Origin of the sequence: Leclercia sp. G3L (assembly GCF_021117075.1) — a bacterium.
Classification (GTDB): Bacteria; Pseudomonadota; Gammaproteobacteria; order Enterobacterales; family Enterobacteriaceae; genus Enterobacter; species Enterobacter adecarboxylatus_C.
The window spans coordinates 986,891-1,005,365 of record NZ_CP088265.1; the positions used below are offsets into that span (position 1 = coordinate 986,891).

General features: G+C 55.3%; 14 protein-coding genes. 9 read left to right on the forward strand and 5 right to left on the reverse strand.

What is annotated here, in order from left to right; translation table 11 throughout:
- Positions 1-71: 71 nt before the first annotated feature.
- The 3 genes from LRS40_RS06055 to xylR are packed head-to-tail and all read left to right on the forward strand — an operon-like array spanning position 72 to position 3,990.
- Complete coding sequence (locus LRS40_RS06055; RefSeq protein WP_231313319.1) at positions 72-1,613, forward strand: xylose ABC transporter ATP-binding protein; 1,542 nt, start codon at positions 72-74, stop codon at positions 1,611-1,613.
- The gene (gene xylH, locus LRS40_RS06060; RefSeq protein WP_231313320.1) at positions 1,591-2,769 is read left to right on the forward strand and encodes a xylose ABC transporter permease XylH; all 1,179 of its coding nucleotides are present in this window, start codon (positions 1,591-1,593) and stop codon (positions 2,767-2,769) included. Before LRS40_RS06055 ends, xylH begins: the two co-directional genes overlap by 23 nt.
- A gap of 42 nt (positions 2,770-2,811) precedes the next feature.
- On the forward strand, positions 2,812-3,990 hold the full coding sequence (gene xylR, locus LRS40_RS06065; protein WP_142487773.1) for a D-xylose utilization transcriptional activator XylR: 1,179 nt from the start codon (positions 2,812-2,814) through the stop codon (positions 3,988-3,990).
- Positions 3,991-4,029: 39 nt separating this feature from the next.
- Here the strand turns inward: xylR and LRS40_RS06070 are convergent, their stop codons facing one another.
- Positions 4,030-4,854 carry a protein bax gene (locus LRS40_RS06070; protein ID WP_142487772.1) on the reverse strand — a complete coding sequence of 275 codons (825 nt, stop codon included), beginning with the start codon at positions 4,852-4,854 and terminating at the stop codon, positions 4,030-4,032.
- A gap of 313 nt (positions 4,855-5,167) precedes the next feature.
- Between LRS40_RS06070 and LRS40_RS06075 the strand changes: the two genes are divergently transcribed.
- Complete coding sequence (locus tag LRS40_RS06075) at positions 5,168-7,198, forward strand: alpha-amylase (RefSeq protein WP_231313321.1); 2,031 nt, start codon at positions 5,168-5,170, stop codon at positions 7,196-7,198.
- A gap of 176 nt (positions 7,199-7,374) precedes the next feature.
- Positions 7,375-8,631, forward strand: a complete 1,257-nt coding sequence (avtA, locus tag LRS40_RS06080) for a valine--pyruvate transaminase (RefSeq protein WP_231313322.1) — start codon at positions 7,375-7,377, stop codon at positions 8,629-8,631.
- Positions 8,632-8,635: 4 nt separating this feature from the next.
- Here avtA and LRS40_RS06085 read toward each other — a convergent pair whose 3' ends face one another.
- Both LRS40_RS06085 and LRS40_RS06090 read right to left on the reverse strand, forming a co-directional pair.
- Positions 8,636-9,106: a 4Fe-4S binding protein gene (locus LRS40_RS06085; RefSeq protein ID WP_231313323.1), complete on the reverse strand. Its 471-nt coding sequence runs from the start codon at positions 9,104-9,106 to the stop codon at positions 8,636-8,638.
- A gap of 126 nt (positions 9,107-9,232) precedes the next feature.
- Positions 9,233-10,051, reverse strand: a complete 819-nt coding sequence (locus tag LRS40_RS06090; protein ID WP_231313869.1) for an AraC family transcriptional regulator — start codon at positions 10,049-10,051, stop codon at positions 9,233-9,235.
- Positions 10,052-10,277: 226 nt separating this feature from the next.
- Here LRS40_RS06090 and LRS40_RS06095 point away from each other — a divergent pair, with 226 nt between their 5' ends.
- The 3 genes from LRS40_RS06095 (at position 10,278) to LRS40_RS06105 (ending at position 14,939) form a co-directional block, all read left to right on the forward strand.
- Positions 10,278-11,678, forward strand: a complete 1,401-nt coding sequence (locus LRS40_RS06095) for an MFS transporter (RefSeq protein ID WP_142487768.1) — start codon at positions 10,278-10,280, stop codon at positions 11,676-11,678.
- 10 nt (positions 11,679-11,688) lie between these two features.
- The gene (locus tag LRS40_RS06100; protein WP_231313870.1) at positions 11,689-13,647 is read left to right on the forward strand and encodes a glycoside hydrolase family 127 protein; all 1,959 of its coding nucleotides are present in this window, start codon (positions 11,689-11,691) and stop codon (positions 13,645-13,647) included.
- Between the two features lie 209 nt (positions 13,648-13,856).
- Positions 13,857-14,939 (forward strand): type I restriction endonuclease, encoded by a 1,083-nt coding sequence (locus tag LRS40_RS06105; protein ID WP_231313324.1) that lies wholly within the window; start codon positions 13,857-13,859, stop codon positions 14,937-14,939.
- Positions 14,940-15,076: 137 nt separating this feature from the next.
- Here LRS40_RS06105 and LRS40_RS06110 read toward each other — a convergent pair whose 3' ends face one another.
- On the reverse strand, positions 15,077-15,817 hold the full coding sequence (locus LRS40_RS06110) for a MipA/OmpV family protein (RefSeq protein ID WP_231313325.1): 741 nt from the start codon (positions 15,815-15,817) through the stop codon (positions 15,077-15,079).
- Positions 15,818-15,936: 119 nt separating this feature from the next.
- On the opposite strand from LRS40_RS06110, the gene LRS40_RS06115 reads away from it, so the two are divergent.
- Entirely contained in the window at positions 15,937-16,899 is a 963-nt protein-coding gene (locus LRS40_RS06115) for a LysR family transcriptional regulator (protein ID WP_156262652.1), read from the forward strand.
- On the opposite strand, the gene aldB is transcribed toward LRS40_RS06115, so the two are convergent.
- A complete protein-coding gene (gene aldB / locus LRS40_RS06120; RefSeq protein WP_156262651.1) occupies positions 16,896-18,434 on the reverse strand; it encodes an aldehyde dehydrogenase AldB in 1,539 nt (512 codons plus the stop codon). The genes LRS40_RS06115 and aldB overlap by 4 nt on opposite strands.
- Positions 18,435-18,475 lie beyond the last annotated feature (41 nt).

Sequence of the window (18,475 nt, forward strand, 5' to 3'; positions counted from 1 at the left end):
TCCATCATCGCCCCTGCCTGGCGGGGGCGCATCGACTTGCACTGTTTTCCTTCGGGTCATGTGGGGCAGTTATGTCTTATCTCCTTGAAATGAAAAGCATCACTAAGGCGTTTGGCGCGGTGAAGGCCGTGGACAACGTCAGTCTGCGTTTAAATCCTGGCGAGATCGTCTCGCTGTGCGGTGAAAATGGCTCCGGCAAATCGACGTTAATGAAAGTGCTGTGCGGCATTTACCCCCACGGCAGCTATGACGGCGAAATTATTTTTTCCGGCGAAACCCTGCAGGCCACGCACATCCGCGATACCGAACGCAAAGGCATCGCCATCATTCACCAGGAGCTGGCGCTGGTGAAGCACCTCACCGTGCTGGAGAACATCTTCCTCGGCGCCGAGATCGCCCGTCACGGGGTGCTGGATTACGACACCATGACCCTGCGCTGCGAAAAGCTGCTGGCACAGGTGAGCCTGGCGATCTCTCCCGATACCCGGGTGGGCGAGTTAGGTTTGGGGCAACAGCAGCTGGTGGAGATCGCTAAAGCGCTCAACAAACAGGTGCGCCTGCTGATCCTCGATGAACCGACCGCTTCGCTGACGGAACAGGAAACCGCGGTATTGCTGGACATCATTCGTGACCTGCAAAACCACGGTATTGCCTGCATTTACATCTCCCACAAGCTCAACGAAGTGAAAGCTATTTCGGACACGGTCTGCGTCATTCGCGACGGGCAGCATATCGGCACCCGCGAAGCGCAGGGAATGAGCGAGGATGACATCATTACTATGATGGTGGGCCGGGAGCTCACTGCGCTCTACCCAAATGAACCGCATACCCTCGGGGAGGAGGTGCTACGCGTGGAGCATCTCACCGCCTGGCATCCGATCAATCGTCATATCAAACGGGTGAACGACGTCTCCTTCTCGCTGCATCGCGGTGAAATTCTTGGCATAGCCGGGCTGGTCGGCGCCGGGCGTACCGAGGCCGTGCAGTGTCTGTTCGGCGTCTGGCCCGGTCGCTGGGAAGGCCGTATCTTTATTGACGGGCAGCCGGTCGATATCAAAAACTGTCAGCAGGCGATTGCCCACGGCATCGCGATGGTGCCGGAAGATCGTAAGAAAGACGGCATCGTGCCGGTGATGGCGGTAGGTAAAAATATCACCCTCGCCGCCTTAGATCAGTTCAGCGGAAAGCTAAGCAGCCTTGATGACGCCGCCGAGCAGCACTGCATTCTGCAGTCCCTTCAACGGCTGAAGGTCAAAACGTCTTCCCCGGATCTCGCCATTGGTCGTCTTAGCGGCGGCAATCAGCAGAAGGCCATTCTTGCCCGCTGCCTGTTGCTCAACCCGCGCATCCTGATCCTTGATGAACCCACCCGCGGGATCGATATCGGTGCGAAATACGAAATCTACAAGCTGATCAACCAGCTGGTTCAGCAGGGTATCGCCGTAATTGTGATTTCGTCAGAGCTGCCTGAAGTGCTGGGTCTGAGCGACCGGGTGCTGGTGATGCACGAAGGAAAACTGAAAGCCAACCTGAACAACCAGAACCTGACGCAGGAACAGGTGATGGAAGCCGCATTAAGGAGCGAACGCCATGTCGAAAAGCAATCCATCTGAATTAAAAGCCACGGCGCCCGCATCGGGTCTGTTTTCAGGGTTAAAGGCGCTTAATCTGCAGGTCTTTGTCATGATTGCCGCCATTGTAGCGATTATGCTGTTCTTTACCTGGACCACTGACGGCTCGTACCTCAGCGCCCGTAACGTCTCCAACCTGCTGCGTCAGACCGCTATTACCGGCATTCTGGCGGTGGGGATGGTGTTTGTGATTATCTCGGCGGAGATCGACCTCTCCGTAGGTTCGATGATGGGCCTGCTCGGCGGCCTGGCGGCGATTTTCGACGTCTGGCTGGGCTGGCCGCTGCCGCTCACCATCGTGGTTACCCTGCTGCTCGGTTTACTCCTCGGCACCTGGAACGGCTGGTGGGTGGCCTATCGTAAAGTGCCGTCGTTTATCGTCACCCTGGCGGGGATGCTGGCCTTCCGCGGCATTCTGATTGGCGTGACCAACGGCACCACCGTCTCTCCCACCAGCGCCTCCATGTCGCAGATTGGTCAGAGCTATCTCTCCAGCGGGGTCGGTTTTAGCCTCGGCGCAATTGGCCTGATGGCGTTTGTTGCCTGGCAGTGGCGGAGCAGAATGCGTCGTCAGTCCTTAGGGTTAGCCACGGCGCCATCCACCTCGGTGGTCGGACGCCAGGCGCTGACGGCGGTGATTGTCCTCGGGGCGATCTGGCTGCTGAACGACTATCGCGGCGTGCCGACGCCGGTGCTGCTGCTGGTTCTGCTGCTGGCCGGGATGTTTATGGCCACCCGCACCGCCTTTGGTCGGCGCATTTATGCCATCGGCGGCAACCTCGAAGCCGCGCGCCTGTCCGGCATCAACGTTGAGCGCACCAAGCTCGCGGTCTTTGCCATTAATGGCCTGATGGTCGCCGTGGCGGGTCTGATCTTAAGCTCGCGCCTGGGGGCAGGCTCGCCGTCGGCAGGGAACATTGCCGAACTCGACGCCATCGCTGCCTGCGTCATTGGCGGAACCAGTCTGGCGGGCGGGATCGGCAGCGTCGCCGGGGCGGTGATGGGTGCCTTTATTATGGCATCGCTGGATAACGGAATGAGTATGATGGACGTCCCGACATTCTGGCAGTATATCGTTAAGGGTGCCATTCTGTTGCTGGCAGTATGGATGGATTCCGCGACCAAAAGGCGCGCCTGAGGATGCTTTATCGTCTGTCACTGATTCTGGAAAAAGAGCGCCATGTTTGAGAAGCGTCACCGCATAACGTTGTTATTCAATGCCAATAAAGCTTATGACCGTCAGGTCGTAGAGGGTGTGGGTGAATACTTACAGGCGTCGCAGTCCGAGTGGGATATCTTCATCGAAGAAGATTTCCGGATGCGTATCGATAATATTAAAGAGTGGCTGGGCGACGGCGTTATCGCAGATTTTGACGATGCCGTTATCCAGCAGCTGCTGGTCGATGTCGACGTCCCCATCGTCGGCGTCGGCGGCTCCTACCACAAGCCGGAAAATTACCCTCCCGTGCACTATATCGCGACCGACAACCACGCTCTGGTGGAGAGCGCCTTTCTCCATCTGAAGGAGAAAGGGGTACACCGCTTCGCCTTTTATGGCCTGCCCGTCTCCAGCGGCAAAGGCTGGGCGGCGGAACGTGAGTATGCGTTCTGTCAGCTGGTGGCAAAGGAGAAGTATCGCGGCGTTGTCTATCAGGGGCTGGAGACGGCCCCGGAAAACTGGCAGCACGCGCAGAATCGTCTCGCCGACTGGCTGCAAACCCTGCCGCCGCAGACCGGGATTATCGCCGTGACCGATGCCCGCGCCCGGCACGTGTTACAGGTGTGCGAGCATCTGCACATTCCGGTGCCGGAAAAGCTGTGCGTCATTGGTATCGATAATGAGGAACTAACGCGTTACCTGTCACGGGTGGCGCTCTCCTCCGTGGCTCAGGGAACGCGTCAGATGGGCTATCAGGCAGCCAAGCTGCTGCACCGGCTGCTGGATAATGAAAACCTGCCGCTGCAACGGCTGCTGGTACCGCCGATGCGCGTTGTGGAGCGGCGATCGACCGATTACCGTTCACTGAACGATCCGGCGGTGATTCAGGCGATGCACTACATTCGTAACCACGCCTGTAAAGGCATCAAAGTGGACCAGGTGCTGGATGCGGTAGGGATTTCACGTTCAAATCTGGAGAAGCGTTTTAAAGAAGAGGTGGGCGAGACGATCCATGCGGTGATTCACGCCGAGAAACTGGAGAAAGCCCGCAGCCTGCTAATTTCGACGTCGCTTTCGATTCATGAGATTTCGCAGATGTGCGGTTATCCCTCTCTACAATATTTCTATTCGGTATTTAAAAAAGAGTATGACACCACGCCGAAAGAGTATCGCGATCGCTACAGTGAAGTGCTGATTTAAATAAAAAAAGGCCTCCCGGATGGAAGGCCCTTTTTACTATTACATATGTGCGGCGATTAAGCGCTGGTTATCCTGGTACATCGCAAACAGATAGTTGTTATAGCGTTGGCCCTGGGTTGAGTAACCTTTCAGCTTATGAATCATGGTGCTTGCCGTCACTTCCTGGTCTGCTTTACGCAGCTGCGCGCGCGACTTACGGAAGGATTTATAAGCAGGATGCGTGTTCAGATTCACAACATAAGCATTCACGGAATCTTTTACCGATTCAAACTGTGAGTAGCCTTTCACCTTGCCCGGCGCATTGTTACAACGCCCTTTCGCACATTTCATGCCGAAGAGGTTGTTATTACTGCGCGCCAGCTTCGAGGTACCCCAGCCACTTTCGGCTGCAGCCATCGTTGCGACCATGCTGCCTGGAATAATATCTACGCGCTCTAAGAGAGAGTTCCACGGCACACGACGCGTGTTTCCGTTCCAGCTCACCTTATAGCGTTTTGAAATTTCTTTCAGACGCGTGCGTTCTGATGGCGACCAGCGGCTATCGTACTGCTTGGAGATCAACCAGTTACGATCCGCCGTAATCGCGGCATTTTGACTTGTAATATAAGGCATTACCGTCCGGAGAAACGCTTTTTTCCTTGGTGTCCCGGAAGGGTATTTTCGCAAATCAGGAAGTGAACTACTCTTTGCACTATTGCGAGAATACTCTTGTTTACTGCTAACCTTACTACTTGTCGTCTTTATGACGTGGGCCTTCTTACTCGTTGTATCCGTGTGCGTCTTCGCAAGCACCTCACCAGAAATTGCCATGGTGAGTAACATGAGTATCGCGGCCCCATATCGTCGAATGGGAGTCGATATCATTAAGTCTCCTGGTCGGATAGAAACATTCCAACACCTTATTTTTTTCGTAAAATGAGAAGCGAATCTCAGATCCTAGCAAAAATAGACGAGAAGAGCATTCAAAGAAATAGTCTAAATCCGAAACCCTGTCATCCAGAAAGCGTTCGCTTAAGCATCATTTTCACAAAAATGTGCTCAATATCGCAGTTAATACGCCCGTTTAGCGTGAGATCACTCACCCTCATTGCTCCTCCCTGCGCGATAGCGCCAGGGGAGGAGTTAGCCTTCTACAATAGATGGCAAACTGAGCAAAACGCTGTGACAGGAAACCGGTATGAAACGTTCCGCTCTCGCTCTTCTCCTCTTGCCTGCCATGGCCAGCGCCGACTGGTCAGCCCCGGGTTTTCCGACCTTTACGGCTGAAGGCTCGGGGGTTTTCACGGCACAGGCAAAGCTGACGAAGGGTATCCGCCCGCTGACGGTGAATCTTGACAAGACGTGCTGGCAGCCTACAAACGCGATAAAACTCAACGAGATGATGTCACTCAAGCCGTGCGAAGGGGATCCGGTGCAGTGGCGTCTGTTCCGCGACGGTGATTATCAGGCACGGATTGATACCCGCTCCGGCACGCCTACCCTGATGTTGACCGTCGCCAGCGAGAGCGAAAAAGCGGTAACCAGCGTGGTGCGCCAGTGCCCGAAATGGGACGGTAACCCCCTGACGGTCGACGTCAGCAACACCTTCCCGGAAGGTAGCGTGGTGCGTGATTTTTACAGCAAACAGACCGCCACCGTGCAGCAGGGCAAAATCACCCTGCAACCCGCCCCGGACAGCAACGGCCTGCTGTTACTGGAGCGTGCCGGGACGGAAAAACCCGCCCCGTTCAGCTGGCAAAACGCCACCGTCTATTTTGTCCTGACCGATAGGTTTGAGAATGGCGATCCGGGCAACGACAACAGTTACGGACGCCATAAAGATGGCATGCAGGAGATCGGCACCTTCCACGGCGGCGACCTGAAGGGGCTCACCAGCAAACTGGATTATCTGCAACAGCTCGGCGTCAACGCCCTGTGGATCAGCTCGCCGCTGGAGCAGATCCACGGCTGGGTCGGCGGCGGCACCAAGGGTGACTTCCCCCATTACGCCTATCACGGTTACTACACCCAGGACTGGACCCGACTCGATGCCAACATGGGCACGGAAGACGATTTACGCCAGCTGGTGGATGAAGCCCATCGTCGGGGGATCCGCATCCTGTTTGACGTGGTGATGAATCACACCGGTTATGCGACGCTGGCCGACATGCAGGAGTACCAGTTCGGCGCACTCTATTTACAGGGTGATGAGCTGAAGCAAACCCTGGGTGAACGCTGGACCGACTGGAAGCCTGCCGCCGGACAGAGCTGGCACAGCTTTAACGACTACATCAATTTCAGCGACAAAGCCGCATGGGAAAACTGGTGGGGCAAACAGTGGATACGCACCGACATTGGCGATTACGACAACCCCGGCTTCGACGATCTGACCATGTCGCTGGCCTTCCTGCCGGATCTGAAAACCGAATCCACCACTCCTTCGGGCCTGCCGAACTTTTATCGCCATAAACCCGACACCGGGGCAAAAGCCGTCGATGGCTACACGCCCCGGGACTACCTCACCCACTGGCTGAGCCAGTGGGTACGGGAATACGGGATTGACGGTTTCCGGGTCGATACCGCCAAGCACGTGGAGCTGGCAGGCTGGCAGCAGCTGAAGGACCAGGCCAGTGACGCGCTAAAAGCCTGGAAAGCGGCCAACCCGGAGAAAAAACTCGACGATGCGCCCTTCTGGATGACCGGTGAATCCTGGGGTCACGGGGTGATGCAGAGCGATTACTACCGTCACGGCTTCGATGCGATGATCAATTTTGATTATCAGGAGCAGGCGGCGAAAGCGGTAGATTGCCTGGCCGATATCGACCTGACCTGGCAGCAGATGGCAGAAAAGCTGCAGGGCTTTAACGTCCTGAGCTACCTCTCTTCCCACGATACGCGTCTGTTCCGCGAGGGCGACCAGCGGGCGGCAGAGCTGCTGTTACTCGCGCCGGGCAGCGTGCAGATATTTTATGGTGATGAATCCGCCCGACCGTTCGGCCCGACGGGCTCCGACCCGCTGCAGGGGACGCGCTCGGACATGAACTGGCAGGATATCAGCGGCGCGCAGGCCGCCACCGTCGCCCACTGGCAGCGGCTCGGGCAGTTCCGCGCCCGCCATCCGGCAGTGGGGGAAGGAACGCAAACCACGCTGTCCCTGCCCCAGGGCTATGGCTTTGTGCGTGAGCACCAGGGCGACAAGGTGATGGTGGTATGGGCGGGTAATCGCTGATCGTTACGTTCAGAATCCCTCTCCCGACGGGAGAGGGAAAATACAGCATAATTCACTGCCTGATGGCAAACTGATAACATAAAGCAATCATTCTGTCTTTCCACGCTGATTTGCACCTGCGCAGTTGTAGCGTTATGGTGAGCCACTCTTAGAACAAGCCCGACAGAACACCTGCTATGACTTTTTCACTTTTCGGCGACAAATTCACCCGCCATTCAGGCATTACCCGCCTGATGGAGGATCTCAACGACGGGCTGCGCACACCGGGCGCCATCATGCTCGGCGGCGGTAACCCGGCACAAATTCCGGAGATGAACGCCTATTTTCAGACGCTCCTCGCGGACATGCTGGAAAATGGCAAAGCCACTGATGCGCTGTGCAATTATGACGGCCCGCAGGGGAAAACCGAGCTGCTCGCTGCCCTGGCAGAGATGCTGCGCGACACCCTCGGCTGGGAGATCGAACCACAGAATATTGCACTGACAAATGGCAGCCAGAGCGCGTTTTTCTACTTATTTAACCTCTTCGCGGGCCGACGTGCCGACGGCACCACCAAAAAGGTGCTCTTCCCGCTGACGCCGGAATACATCGGTTACGCCGATTCCGGCCTTGAGGATGACCTTTTCGTCTCCGCACGTCCGAACATCGAGCTGCTGCCGGAAGGCCAGTTCAAATATCACGTCGATTTTGAGCACCTGCATATTGGCGAAGAGACCGGCATGATCTGCGTCTCCCGGCCCACCAACCCAACCGGGAACGTGATTACCGACGAAGAGCTGATGAAGCTGGATGCGCTGGCGAACCAGCACGGCATTCCGCTGGTGATTGATAACGCCTACGGCGTGCCCTTCCCGGGCATTATCTTCAGCGAAGCGCGCCCGCTGTGGAACCCGAACATTGTCCTGTGCATGAGTCTGTCCAAGCTGGGCCTGCCTGGCAGCCGCTGCGGGATCATCATCGCCAATGAGAAAATCATCACCGCCATCACCAATATGAACGGCATTATCAGCCTGTCACCGGGCGGGATTGGCCCGGCGATGATGTGCGAGATGATTAAGCGCAACGATCTGCTGCGCCTGTCGAATGAGGTGATTAAGCCTTTCTATTACCAGCGCGTACAAGAGACGATCGCCACGATTCGCCGCTACTTACCGGAAGATCGCTGCCTGATCCATAAACCCGAAGGGGCGATTTTCCTCTGGCTGTGGTTTAAGGATCTGCCGATCACCACCGAGCTACTCTATCAGCGTCTGAAAAAGCGCGGGGTGTTGATGGTGCCGGGGGATTACTTCTTCCCGGGGCTGGATAAACCCTGGCCGCACACCCACCAGTGCATGCGCATGAACTACGTGCCGGACCCGGAAAAAATCGAAGCCGGGGTGAAAATCCTGGCCGAAGAGGTTGAGCTTGCCTGGCGGGAAAACGGCAAGTAACGCTTTACGTCAGATAACGCAGCCGTTCGGTACGTAATCTGGCAGGATCGACGCAGCTTAACGCATAGGTGGGACAGGCCGCCACGCAGGCCGGTCCCGCTTCGCGGTGCGCGCAGCGGTCGCACTTCAGGGCCTGAACCTGCTCAGCGCTCCCCGTCACCTGCATAGCCCCAAACGGACAGGCGACCATACAGCTTTTACAGCCGATACAGCGCGCCTGATCCACCTGCCACACTCCCGCCTGCCGCTGGATGGCCTGCGTCGGGCAGACGTTGGCGCAGGGCGCATCTTCACACTGATGACAGGTGACCGCCGTGGTAAAGGTCCCGCCTTTCACCACCCGAATGCGGGAAGTAAACGTCCTTGCCGTCACGGCCGCACAATTCTGATCTTCCTGATGCGATACCACACAGGCCACTTCGCAGGTGCGACAGCCAATACATTTCGCCGGGTCCGCAACAATAAATGGGTTCATCGCCTGCTCCATCCTTGCTGAAAAAAATCAGGTTGCCAGAGGGTTCGGGTTGAGCGCCTTGATCGAACAGGGTAAAAGCCCCGATTTGTGCGCCCTGCCGTGAAAACTGGCCATCTGCCAAAGAACTCAGGCAGAATTGATGTGTTCTTTACAGTAGCGGCGTTTCCAGACTCCGGGCGTTAAACCTGTATGCTTGCGAAAGATTTTCCGGAAGTAGCCGGCATCGTTAAAACCGCAGCGGGTTGCTACCTCTTTCAGCGATACGGCATCGTTGAGCAACAGCTTCTCAGCGGCCCTGACACGCTGGCGGTGGATCGCCTCGGTCAGGGTCAGATTGAAGACCCGTCGAAACACCCGCCCCAGGTAGTCCGCGTTGCAGTGCAGCTCTTTGGCAAGCGTAGAGGTGGAGATCGGCAGGTGAAACTGGGTGCCGATTAGCTGCCGCGCCTTCCACGCCAGATTCACTCCCGCTTCATCCGGCGGCAGTTCCTGTCCGGCCGCCAGGGAGAGCTGCTGCAGTATCAGTAGCAAAAGAAATTCCAGCGCCGGGCTGCGCTGAAGCTTCTCCTGCTCGGTCAGAAATTGCCGGAAAAGCGCAACCATTGCCTGCGGATCGCCGGTTTTTCCGTGCTGTTGTACAGACAGCAGCGTGCTCCTGGCAGAGGGCAGGCTCTGCTCGTCGACCTCAAAATGCAGCCAGTAAAAGCGTAAATCGGCGGGAAAATCCTCAATGCCCTTATGCAGACGATGCGGCCAGAGCAGCAGGCTCTCACCGGCATGCACCTCAAACACGCTCCCCTCTTCCTGGATCGTTAATGTTCCCTTTTCGACAAAAATCACTTCCCACGAATCGAGCCTGCGTGCCGGATGACGCCCCACGCCCCGGGAGATGAAATACCCGCCATTCTGAACCCTGATCGGAAGTGCTATGGACAATTCGAGCATTAGCATTCACTTTTCCGCTATTAATAGACAATTTATGACGCTTTATTACTGATTATTAACAGATAATTTCCTTTCGCCCCGATCGAAATCACATTTTGAGAACAAGGTCGGAATCCTCACCTTTTTATACTTTTCCCTTCCCTTGTTGAGGCCGGGGATCGGTGCAAAATTAATCGGGTACCTGACAAAACAATATAAAAAATCCGATAACCCGAGGAGTTACCTCATGACTTCCACTCCGATTACGCAGACAGAGATTGCCCGGCAGGCCGTCAACGAGCGCCTTTCAGTACGAGAAAAAATTGGCTACGGCCTGGGTGATGCGGGCGGGACGGTCATCACCTGTCTGATCATGAATTTTCTTACCTTCTTCTATACCGATGTCTTTGGATTAACCCCGGCGCTGGTCGGCACGCTGTTTATCGCCCTGCGCATTTTCGACGCCATATCCGACCCGGTGATGGGGATCATTGCCGACCGCACCCAAAGCCGCTGGGGACGCTTTCGCCCTTGGCAGCTGTGGGTCGCCCTGCCGATTGGCGCGATCGGCGTCCTGACCTTCACCGTGCCGGATGCCGGAATGGGAGTCAAAATCGCCTGGGCGTTCGGCACCTATTTGCTGCTCTCGGTGGGCTATACCGCCATCAACGTGCCCTACTGCGCGCTGATCAACACCATGACCACCCGCCACAGCGAGGTGCTCTCCTGTCAGTCCTGGCGCTTTGTGCTGTGCGGCGTGGCCGGTTTCCTGGTCTCGGTCGGCCTGCCGTGGCTGGTCTCGGAGCTCGGCCAGGGCGACACGGCTCAGGGGTATCAACTGGGCGTGGGGGTGTTGTGCGCCATTGCGGTGGTGATGTTCCTGTGCTGTTTCTTCTGGGTGCGTGAGCGCGTGCCGCTGGCAATGATGGGGAAATTTACCCTCAGGGAGCATCTCGCCGGTCTGCGCCAGAACGATCAGCTGCTGCTGATGCTGGTGATGTCCTTCCTGCTGATTAACGTCTTCAACATCCGTGGCGGCGGCTACATGTATTTCATCACCTACGTGCTGAAGGGCAGCACCGCGTATACCTCGCTGTTCTTCACCATGGTGACCTTTGCCGCCATTCTCGGGGCGGTGATCGTCAACCTGCTGTCGCGCCGCAGCGATACAGTCAAACTCTACTATTACACTAACCTGGTGCTGGCGGCACTGGCAGTGGGAATGTGGTTCCTGCCCGGCGGCCCGGCGCATCAGACCCTGTGGCTGGTGGTGATTCTGGCGAACGGAGTGATCCTCGGCTTTACCCTGCCGCTGCACTTCGCGTTAATGGCCTTTGCCGACGACTACGGCGAGTGGAAAACCGGCGTGCGCTCCTCCGGGATGAACTTCGCCTTTAACCTGTTTTTCATCAAGCTGGCCTGGGCATCCAGCGCCGGGATCATCAGCCTGGTATTCATTTTTGTCGCCTATCAGCCGGGCGCTGGTAACCAGACGGCCGCCTCGCTGCAGGGCATCACCACCATGGAAACCCTGCTGCCTGCCCTTTTCCATCTGCTGCTGGCGCTGGCGATCCGCAAGTGCCAGCTCAATAACCCGATGATGGCGCGCATTGCCACCGACCTGCGCCAGCGTCACGCTCAAGCCTGAGGAGAATATGATGTCCATAATGGAACCCGACCTGCATAAACTGAAAATCAGCGACCCGTTTCTGGGCCAGTATCAACAGCTGGTGCGGGATGTGGTTATCCCCTACCAGTGGGATGCCCTGAACGATCGCATCACCGAGGCCGAACCGAGCCATGCGATCGCCAACTTCCGCATTGCGGCGGGCCAGCAGAGCGGCGAATTTTACGGGATGGTCTTTCAGGACAGCGACGTGGCGAAATGGCTCGAGGCGGTTGCCTGGTCGCTGTGCCAGAAACCCGACCCGGAGCTGGAAAAGACCGCCGATGAGGTGATCGACCTGGTGGCCGCCGCGCAGTGCGACGATGGCTATCTGAATACCTACTTCACGGTAAAAGCCCCGGACGAGCGCTGGACAAACCTGGCGGAGTGCCATGAGTTGTACTGCGCCGGGCATATGATTGAAGCGGGCGTGGCGTACTTCCAGGGCACCGGCAAGCGCCATCTGCTGGAGGTGGTCTGCAGGCTGGCCGACCATATCGACAGCGTCTTTGGTCCGGGCGAGCAGCAGCTGCACGGCTATCCGGGTCACCCGGAGATTGAGCTGGCGCTGATGCGCCTGTTCGATGTCACCCAGGAGCCGCGCTATCTGGCGCTGGTGAAATATTTCGTCGAGCAGCGCGGCATCCAGCCGCACTTCTACGATATCGAATACGAAAAGCGCGGCAAAACCTCTTACTGGAACACCTACGGTCCGGCGTGGATGGTGCAGGACAAAGCCTACAGCCAGGCGCATCAGCCGCTGGCGGAACAGCAGACGGCCATCGGCCACGCGGTGCGCTTCGTCTATCTGATGACCGGCGTCGCGCACCTGGCCCGCCTGAGCCAGGACGAAAGCAAACGCCAGGACTGTTTGCGTCTCTGGAACAACATGGCCCAGCGCCAGCTGTATATTACCGGCGGGATTGGCTCCCAGAGCAGCGGCGAAGCTTTCAGCAGCGATTACGATCTGCCGAACGACACCGTCTATGCCGAGAGCTGCGCCTCGATCGGCCTGATGATGTTTGCCCGGCGGATGCTGGAGATGGAGGCCAACAGCCAGTACGCCGACGTGATGGAGCGGGCGCTGTATAACACCGTACTGGGCGGCATGGCGCTGGACGGGAAGCACTTCTTCTACGTTAACCCACTGGAGGTGCATCCGAAAACGCTGAAGTTTAACCATATTTATGATCACGTGAAGCCGGTTCGCCAGCGCTGGTTCGGCTGCGCCTGCTGCCCGCCGAATATCGCCCGGGTGCTGACCTCCATCGGCCACTACATCTATACCGTCCGTGAGGATGCACTGTTTATTAACCTCTATATCGGCAACAGCATGACCTTCCCGGTGGGTGACGAAGAGTTACAGGTACGGATCAGCGGTAACTATCCCTGGCATGAACAAGTCAACATTGAGATCACCTCCCCGGTGGCGATCGACCATACCCTGGCTTTGCGTCTGCCGGACTGGTGTGATAATCCGCAGCTGACGCTGAATGGCGACCTCGTCGCCGGCGAGGTGCGTCAGGGTTATCTCTACCTGACCCGCCGCTGGCAGGAGGGCGACAGGCTGCAGTTAACCCTGCCGATGCCGGTACGTCGGGTTTACGGGAATCCGCAGGTACGCCAGCAGGCCGGGAAAGTGGCGATTCAGCGCGGGCCGCTGGTCTACTGTCTCGAAGAGGCGGATAACGGCGCCGGACTGCATAACCTGACCCTGCCCACCGATAGCGAATTTAAGCTCGTGGAAGGAAAAGGGATTTTTGCCCATAAGGTGCTGATCCAGACCCAGGGTTATGCCCGCCACGCCGCGAACGCGGAAAAGCGACCGCTGTGGCAGTACGATCGCGCCCCGACCACGCAGCAGGCGCAGACCCTGACCTTTATTCCGTGGTTTAGCTGGGCGAACCGCGGCGAGGGAGAGATGCGCATCTGGGTGGATGAGATGAAATGACCTGTACATCTAAGATAACTTGTTGCGCTATATAAAATAAATTAACCCGACATTGCTGTCGGGTTAATTTATTCTTATCTGGAATATTTAATATCTGTGAGCTATTTCTCGGAAAATTTAATTTCACGAAAAGGCCTGGGTTATCATATTGAATATCACGCTCTTTAGTGTTATTTCATTAACACACACAGCGATAATAAGGTCTTATCATGGATTTCAATGAAAGGCTAAATGCCTTATCCAGTAAAATAAAAGAACAAATCAACTCCATCGTAACAGAGGAGGCTACGAAGAATGCCTTTGTAATGCCATTTATTCACAATGTATTAGGTTATGATGTTTTTGACCCCAGAGAAGTCACGCCGGAGTTCGTTTGTGACGTAGGTACCAAAAAGGGGGAGAAAATAGATTATGCCATAATGAAGAATAATGAAGTACAAATCCTTATTGAATGTAAAAAAATAGGTGAACCGCTTAATATCAACCATGCATCTCAACTCTTCAGATACTTCCATGTAACTAACGCCAGGATTTCGATTCTGACAAATGGTCAAATTTATAAATTCTTTACTGACCTTGACGCACCGAATAAAATGGATGAAAAGCCATTTTTAGAAGTTGACCTGTTAGAGATTGACGAAAATATCATACCAGAATTAAATAAATTAACAAAATCATCCTTTGACTTAGAATCGATAATCAACGCAGCAGGCGAACTTAAATACGTTAGCCAAATAAAAAAGATACTTCATACACAGCTCAACACACCTGAAGATGAATTTGTTAAATTTTTCGCATCAAGAGTCTACGATGGCATTCTAACCCAAAAAGTTAGAGAGCTATTCCTGACCCTAACAAAGAAAGCTGCCAGTCAATATATCAATGATCAAATCAACGACAGGCTTAAGTCGGCTATTACTGGAACATCTCCTTTAAGTGTTCAAACTGCGCCAGAGTTAAATACTGAGGAGTCGTCAAATGCTTCGGAAAAAGATGAAAATGATGTTGTAACAACTCTGGAAGAGCTGGAAGGATTTCATATTGTTAAAGCAATAACCAGGGCCGTTCTCGATGCCCCGCGAATAACGCATAGGGATACCAAAAGCTACTTCGGAATTCTGGTTGATGATAACAATCGCAAGCCACTATGTCGTTTACATTTTAACCGCTCACAAAAATATATAGGCCTTTTTGATATCGAAAAAAATGAAACGCGCCACCCTATCGAGACTGTCGATGATATTTACTCTTTCGCCGATATATTAAAAGCAACAGCAGCGCTTTATAACTAATGCTGCCTAAGATGCTTGTATATTCTCAATCAATAACCGGGCGACGCTGCACATGCCTTGGGTTAAGGGCAGGTATGAGTAGCGCCACCCGGTTGTATTGAGGCTGCCCTCGTCCCTGAGGGCAGATTACTGAAAAATCAGAACTTCCAGGAGAGACCGGTCATCAGCGCGAAGCTGTCGTCACGGTCGATCATCGGGCTGTTTTTCACGTCGTCAGGCAGTACGATATAGACCGCGCTGGCGTTCAGATAGAGGTTCTGCGTCAGCGGGTATTTCGCCGCCAGGCCGATATAGGGGGTCACACTTTCACCGGTAGTGTACTGCTGCAGACCACTGCGGCGGGACTCTTTCGCAGAGACACCGTAGTAGTAATCGTTGAAGCTTTCGTCGTGGAAGAACACGCCCACCGATGGCGTCAGGGTCAGGCGCTCCATCCGGATCGGGCGGAAGTAAGACATCTCGCCCACCACGCCGCCGCTCTCGTCCATCGCATCGGCCGCCAGGGCAAACTTCAGGCTACCCCAGCTTTCGTGACGGTAGTAGGCCCCACCCAGCATCGCGGAGGCTTTACGCTCATCCAGCTGCTTCATCACGTGGTCGTCGTTATCTTCCGGGTCGAAGTGCAGCGGCATCCAGGAGGCGGTCAGGCTCAGTTCGTTTTTCGCATCTTTCCAGACGATCCAGCCGCCGGTGGTCTGACGCACGTAGAAATGTTCGCCTTCGTAGCTAATTAAAGGGGCAGCGGAGACGTTCTCGTTATAGCCTTTATAGGGTGATTCATTAAACACTGCGCCAGCGCCAACTGAAAAATCATCGGCCATTGCGGATGTCGCCGTAAATAAAGCGGCCGCGATGAGTAAATTCTTTTTAAACTTCATTGTTTGCAATCCATTAAATGTCATACGACGCGGCGCATAATAATGGTTACAAAAATCGCGATGCAAATGGGATATTTGTATAATATTATATATAAATTCATATAGATGGGCGTCAGGCAATGAACAAGCTGCAAATCAAACCGCGAGAATTAAAAATTATTTCCGTCATTGCCGCGACCCACAGCATCGGAGATGCTGCTGCATTGTTGGGAATGGCCCAGGCCAACGTCAGTAAATATCTCGCTGATTTCGAAACCCGCGTCGGGCTGAAAATTTTTGAGCGCACCACCCGCCAGCTGGCGCTGACCCAGTTCGGTGAATCCCTGCTGCCCTTCGTCAATGCATCACTGGAAAAAAACGAACAACTGGTTAATTTTATTGCTGATTACAAACACGAAAAACGCGGCAAGGTCACCATTTATGGCCCGTCGGGGATCGTCACTTACCTGGCCCGCCACGTGATTCATGAGATCGAAAATATTGGCGATATTCGTATTAGCCTGAAGACCTACAACCTGGACAAGAATGAGTTTTTCGAAGGGGTCACCTTTCCCGATGATTGCGATATTTTAATTACCTATGCTCAACCGAAAGATGAAAACCTGGTTGCCAGCACCTTAACCAAATATTCTGTTACTGCTTTCGCCACGCCGGAATATATTAAAAAGCACCCTGTTAATCATCCTGACGATCTCATTAATCACTCCTGCATTCTTATCGATTCAATGATAATCGATGACGCTAATATCTGGCGTTTTCGCGTGAATAATAGCGAGCAGGTAATCGATTATAAAGTCACGGGTAATTATATTTGCGACAACACCCAGACGGCGCTGGAGCTGGCCCGCAATCATCTGGGGATCGTCTTTGCGCCAAAAGAGAGTCTGCTACGGGAGATAGAAGAAGGCTCGATGGTGCCCTGTTTCACCCATCAGGAGGAGTGGTGGCTGGATCTGGTAGCGATCTTCCGCAAACGTGACTATCAGCCGTGGCGGGTGCAGTTTGTGCTGGACGGGGTGTTGAATACCCTGCGTAAACAGATTGAGCAGACCCCCCTGGGGCGGCCTGCTCTCAGAGGTTAGAACAGGCCTAACGGTTTATCGGAGTAGCTGACCAGCAGGCATTTGGTCTGCTGGTAATGTTCCAGCATCATCTTGTGGGTTTCGCGGCCAATGCCCGACTGTTTGTATCCGCCAAACGCAGCGTGCGCTGGATAGGCGTGATAGCAGTTGGTCCAGACGCGTCCGGCCTGGATCCCACGCCCCATCTGATAGGCCAGATTGCCGTTACGGCTCCAGACCCCTGCACCCAGGCCATACTGCGAATCGTTGGCCAGCTCCAGCGCCTCCTCCATGGTTTTGAAGGTGGTCACCGCCAGCACCGGGCCGAAGATTTCTTCCTGGAAGACGCGCATATTATTTTTACCGGACAGAATCGTCGGCTCGAGGTAGTAACCCTCTTTCAGCTCGCCGTCCAGCTGCTTGCGCCGTCCGCCGGTTAAGAGCTCGGCCCCCTCTTTCTTACCGATATCGATATAGTTGAGGATGGTCTCCAGTTGCCCGTGCGACACCTGGGCACCCATCTGGGTGATGCTGTCCAGCGGGTTGCCGCTGCGGATCGACTCCACGCGACGAATGGCGCGCTCCATAAAGCGCTCGTAGATCGACTCCTGTACCAGCGCCCGGCTTGGGCAGGTGCAGACTTCGCCCTGGTTGAAGGCAAAGAGGGCAAACCCTTCCAGCGCCTTATCAAAGAAGGCATCCTCTTCGTCCATCACGTCGGCAAAGAAGATATTCGGGGATTTGCCGCCCAGCTCCAGCGTCACCGGAATGATGTTCTGGGTGGCGTACTGCATGATCTGCTGACCCACTTCGGTGGAGCCGGTAAAGGCCACTTTGGCGATCCGTTTGGAGGTCGCCAGATATTCACCGATTTCGCCCCCGGCGCCGTTGACCACGTTCACAACCCCAGGCGGGAGCAGGTCGCCTACCACTTCCATCAGCAGCAGGATCGACAGCGGCGTTAAGCGCGCCGGTTTCAGTATCACGCAGTTGCCGGCTGCCAGCGCGGGTGCCATTTTCCAGGCAGCCATCAGCAGAGGGAAGTTCCACGGGATGATCTGGCCGACCACGCCCAGCGGCTCATGGAAGTGATACGCCACTGTGTCCTTATCCACCTCGCTGATACCGCCCTCCTGGGCACGAATACAGGAGGCGAAATAGCGGAAATGGTCGATCGCCAGCGGCACGTCGGCGGCCATGGTTTCGCGGATCGGTTTCCCGTTGTCCCAGGTCTCTGCCGTGGCCAGCAGCTCCAGATTCTGCTCCATGCGATCGGCAATTTTGAACAGGATCGCAGCGCGATCCTGTACCGAGGTATGCGCCCATTTGTCTTTGATCTTGTGGGCGGCATCCAGCGCCAGATCGATATCGCGCTTCCCGGAGCTGGCAATTTCGCACAGCGGCTGGCCGGTCACCGGGGTCAGGTTCTGGTAATAATCGCCGTCGGCCGGGGGAACCCAGTCGCCGCCGATAAAGTTGTCATAACGGGCTTTCAGTTTGAGGGGGAAACCATATTCGCCGGGCAGGATACGTGCTGAGGGAGGGTTATTCGTCATGACTGTCTCCTTGCGTGAAGTGTCCTTCAAAGGTAGACCGC

What these genes read in the sequence shown, in the direction of transcription:
- LRS40_RS06055 (WP_231313319.1), top strand. Translation starts at nt 72, where the DNA reads ATGTCTTATCTCCTTGAAATGAAAAGCATCACTAAGGCGTTTGGCGCG.
- xylH (WP_231313320.1), top strand. Translation starts at nt 1,591, where the DNA reads ATGTCGAAAAGCAATCCATCTGAATTAAAAGCCACGGCGCCCGCATCG.
- xylR (WP_142487773.1), top strand. Translation starts at nt 2,812, where the DNA reads ATGTTTGAGAAGCGTCACCGCATAACGTTGTTATTCAATGCCAATAAA.
- LRS40_RS06070 (WP_142487772.1), bottom strand. Translation starts at nt 4,854, where the DNA reads ATGATATCGACTCCCATTCGACGATATGGGGCCGCGATACTCATGTTA.
- LRS40_RS06075 (WP_231313321.1), top strand. Translation starts at nt 5,168, where the DNA reads ATGAAACGTTCCGCTCTCGCTCTTCTCCTCTTGCCTGCCATGGCCAGC.
- avtA (WP_231313322.1), top strand. Translation starts at nt 7,375, where the DNA reads ATGACTTTTTCACTTTTCGGCGACAAATTCACCCGCCATTCAGGCATT.
- LRS40_RS06085 (WP_231313323.1), bottom strand. Translation starts at nt 9,106, where the DNA reads ATGAACCCATTTATTGTTGCGGACCCGGCGAAATGTATTGGCTGTCGC.
- LRS40_RS06090 (WP_231313869.1), bottom strand. Translation starts at nt 10,051, where the DNA reads ATGCTCGAATTGTCCATAGCACTTCCGATCAGGGTTCAGAATGGCGGG.
- LRS40_RS06095 (WP_142487768.1), top strand. Translation starts at nt 10,278, where the DNA reads ATGACTTCCACTCCGATTACGCAGACAGAGATTGCCCGGCAGGCCGTC.
- LRS40_RS06100 (WP_231313870.1), top strand. Translation starts at nt 11,689, where the DNA reads ATGTCCATAATGGAACCCGACCTGCATAAACTGAAAATCAGCGACCCG.
- LRS40_RS06105 (WP_231313324.1), top strand. Translation starts at nt 13,857, where the DNA reads ATGGATTTCAATGAAAGGCTAAATGCCTTATCCAGTAAAATAAAAGAA.
- LRS40_RS06110 (WP_231313325.1), bottom strand. Translation starts at nt 15,817, where the DNA reads ATGAAGTTTAAAAAGAATTTACTCATCGCGGCCGCTTTATTTACGGCG.
- LRS40_RS06115 (WP_156262652.1), top strand. Translation starts at nt 15,937, where the DNA reads ATGAACAAGCTGCAAATCAAACCGCGAGAATTAAAAATTATTTCCGTC.
- aldB (WP_156262651.1), bottom strand. Translation starts at nt 18,434, where the DNA reads ATGACGAATAACCCTCCCTCAGCACGTATCCTGCCCGGCGAATATGGT.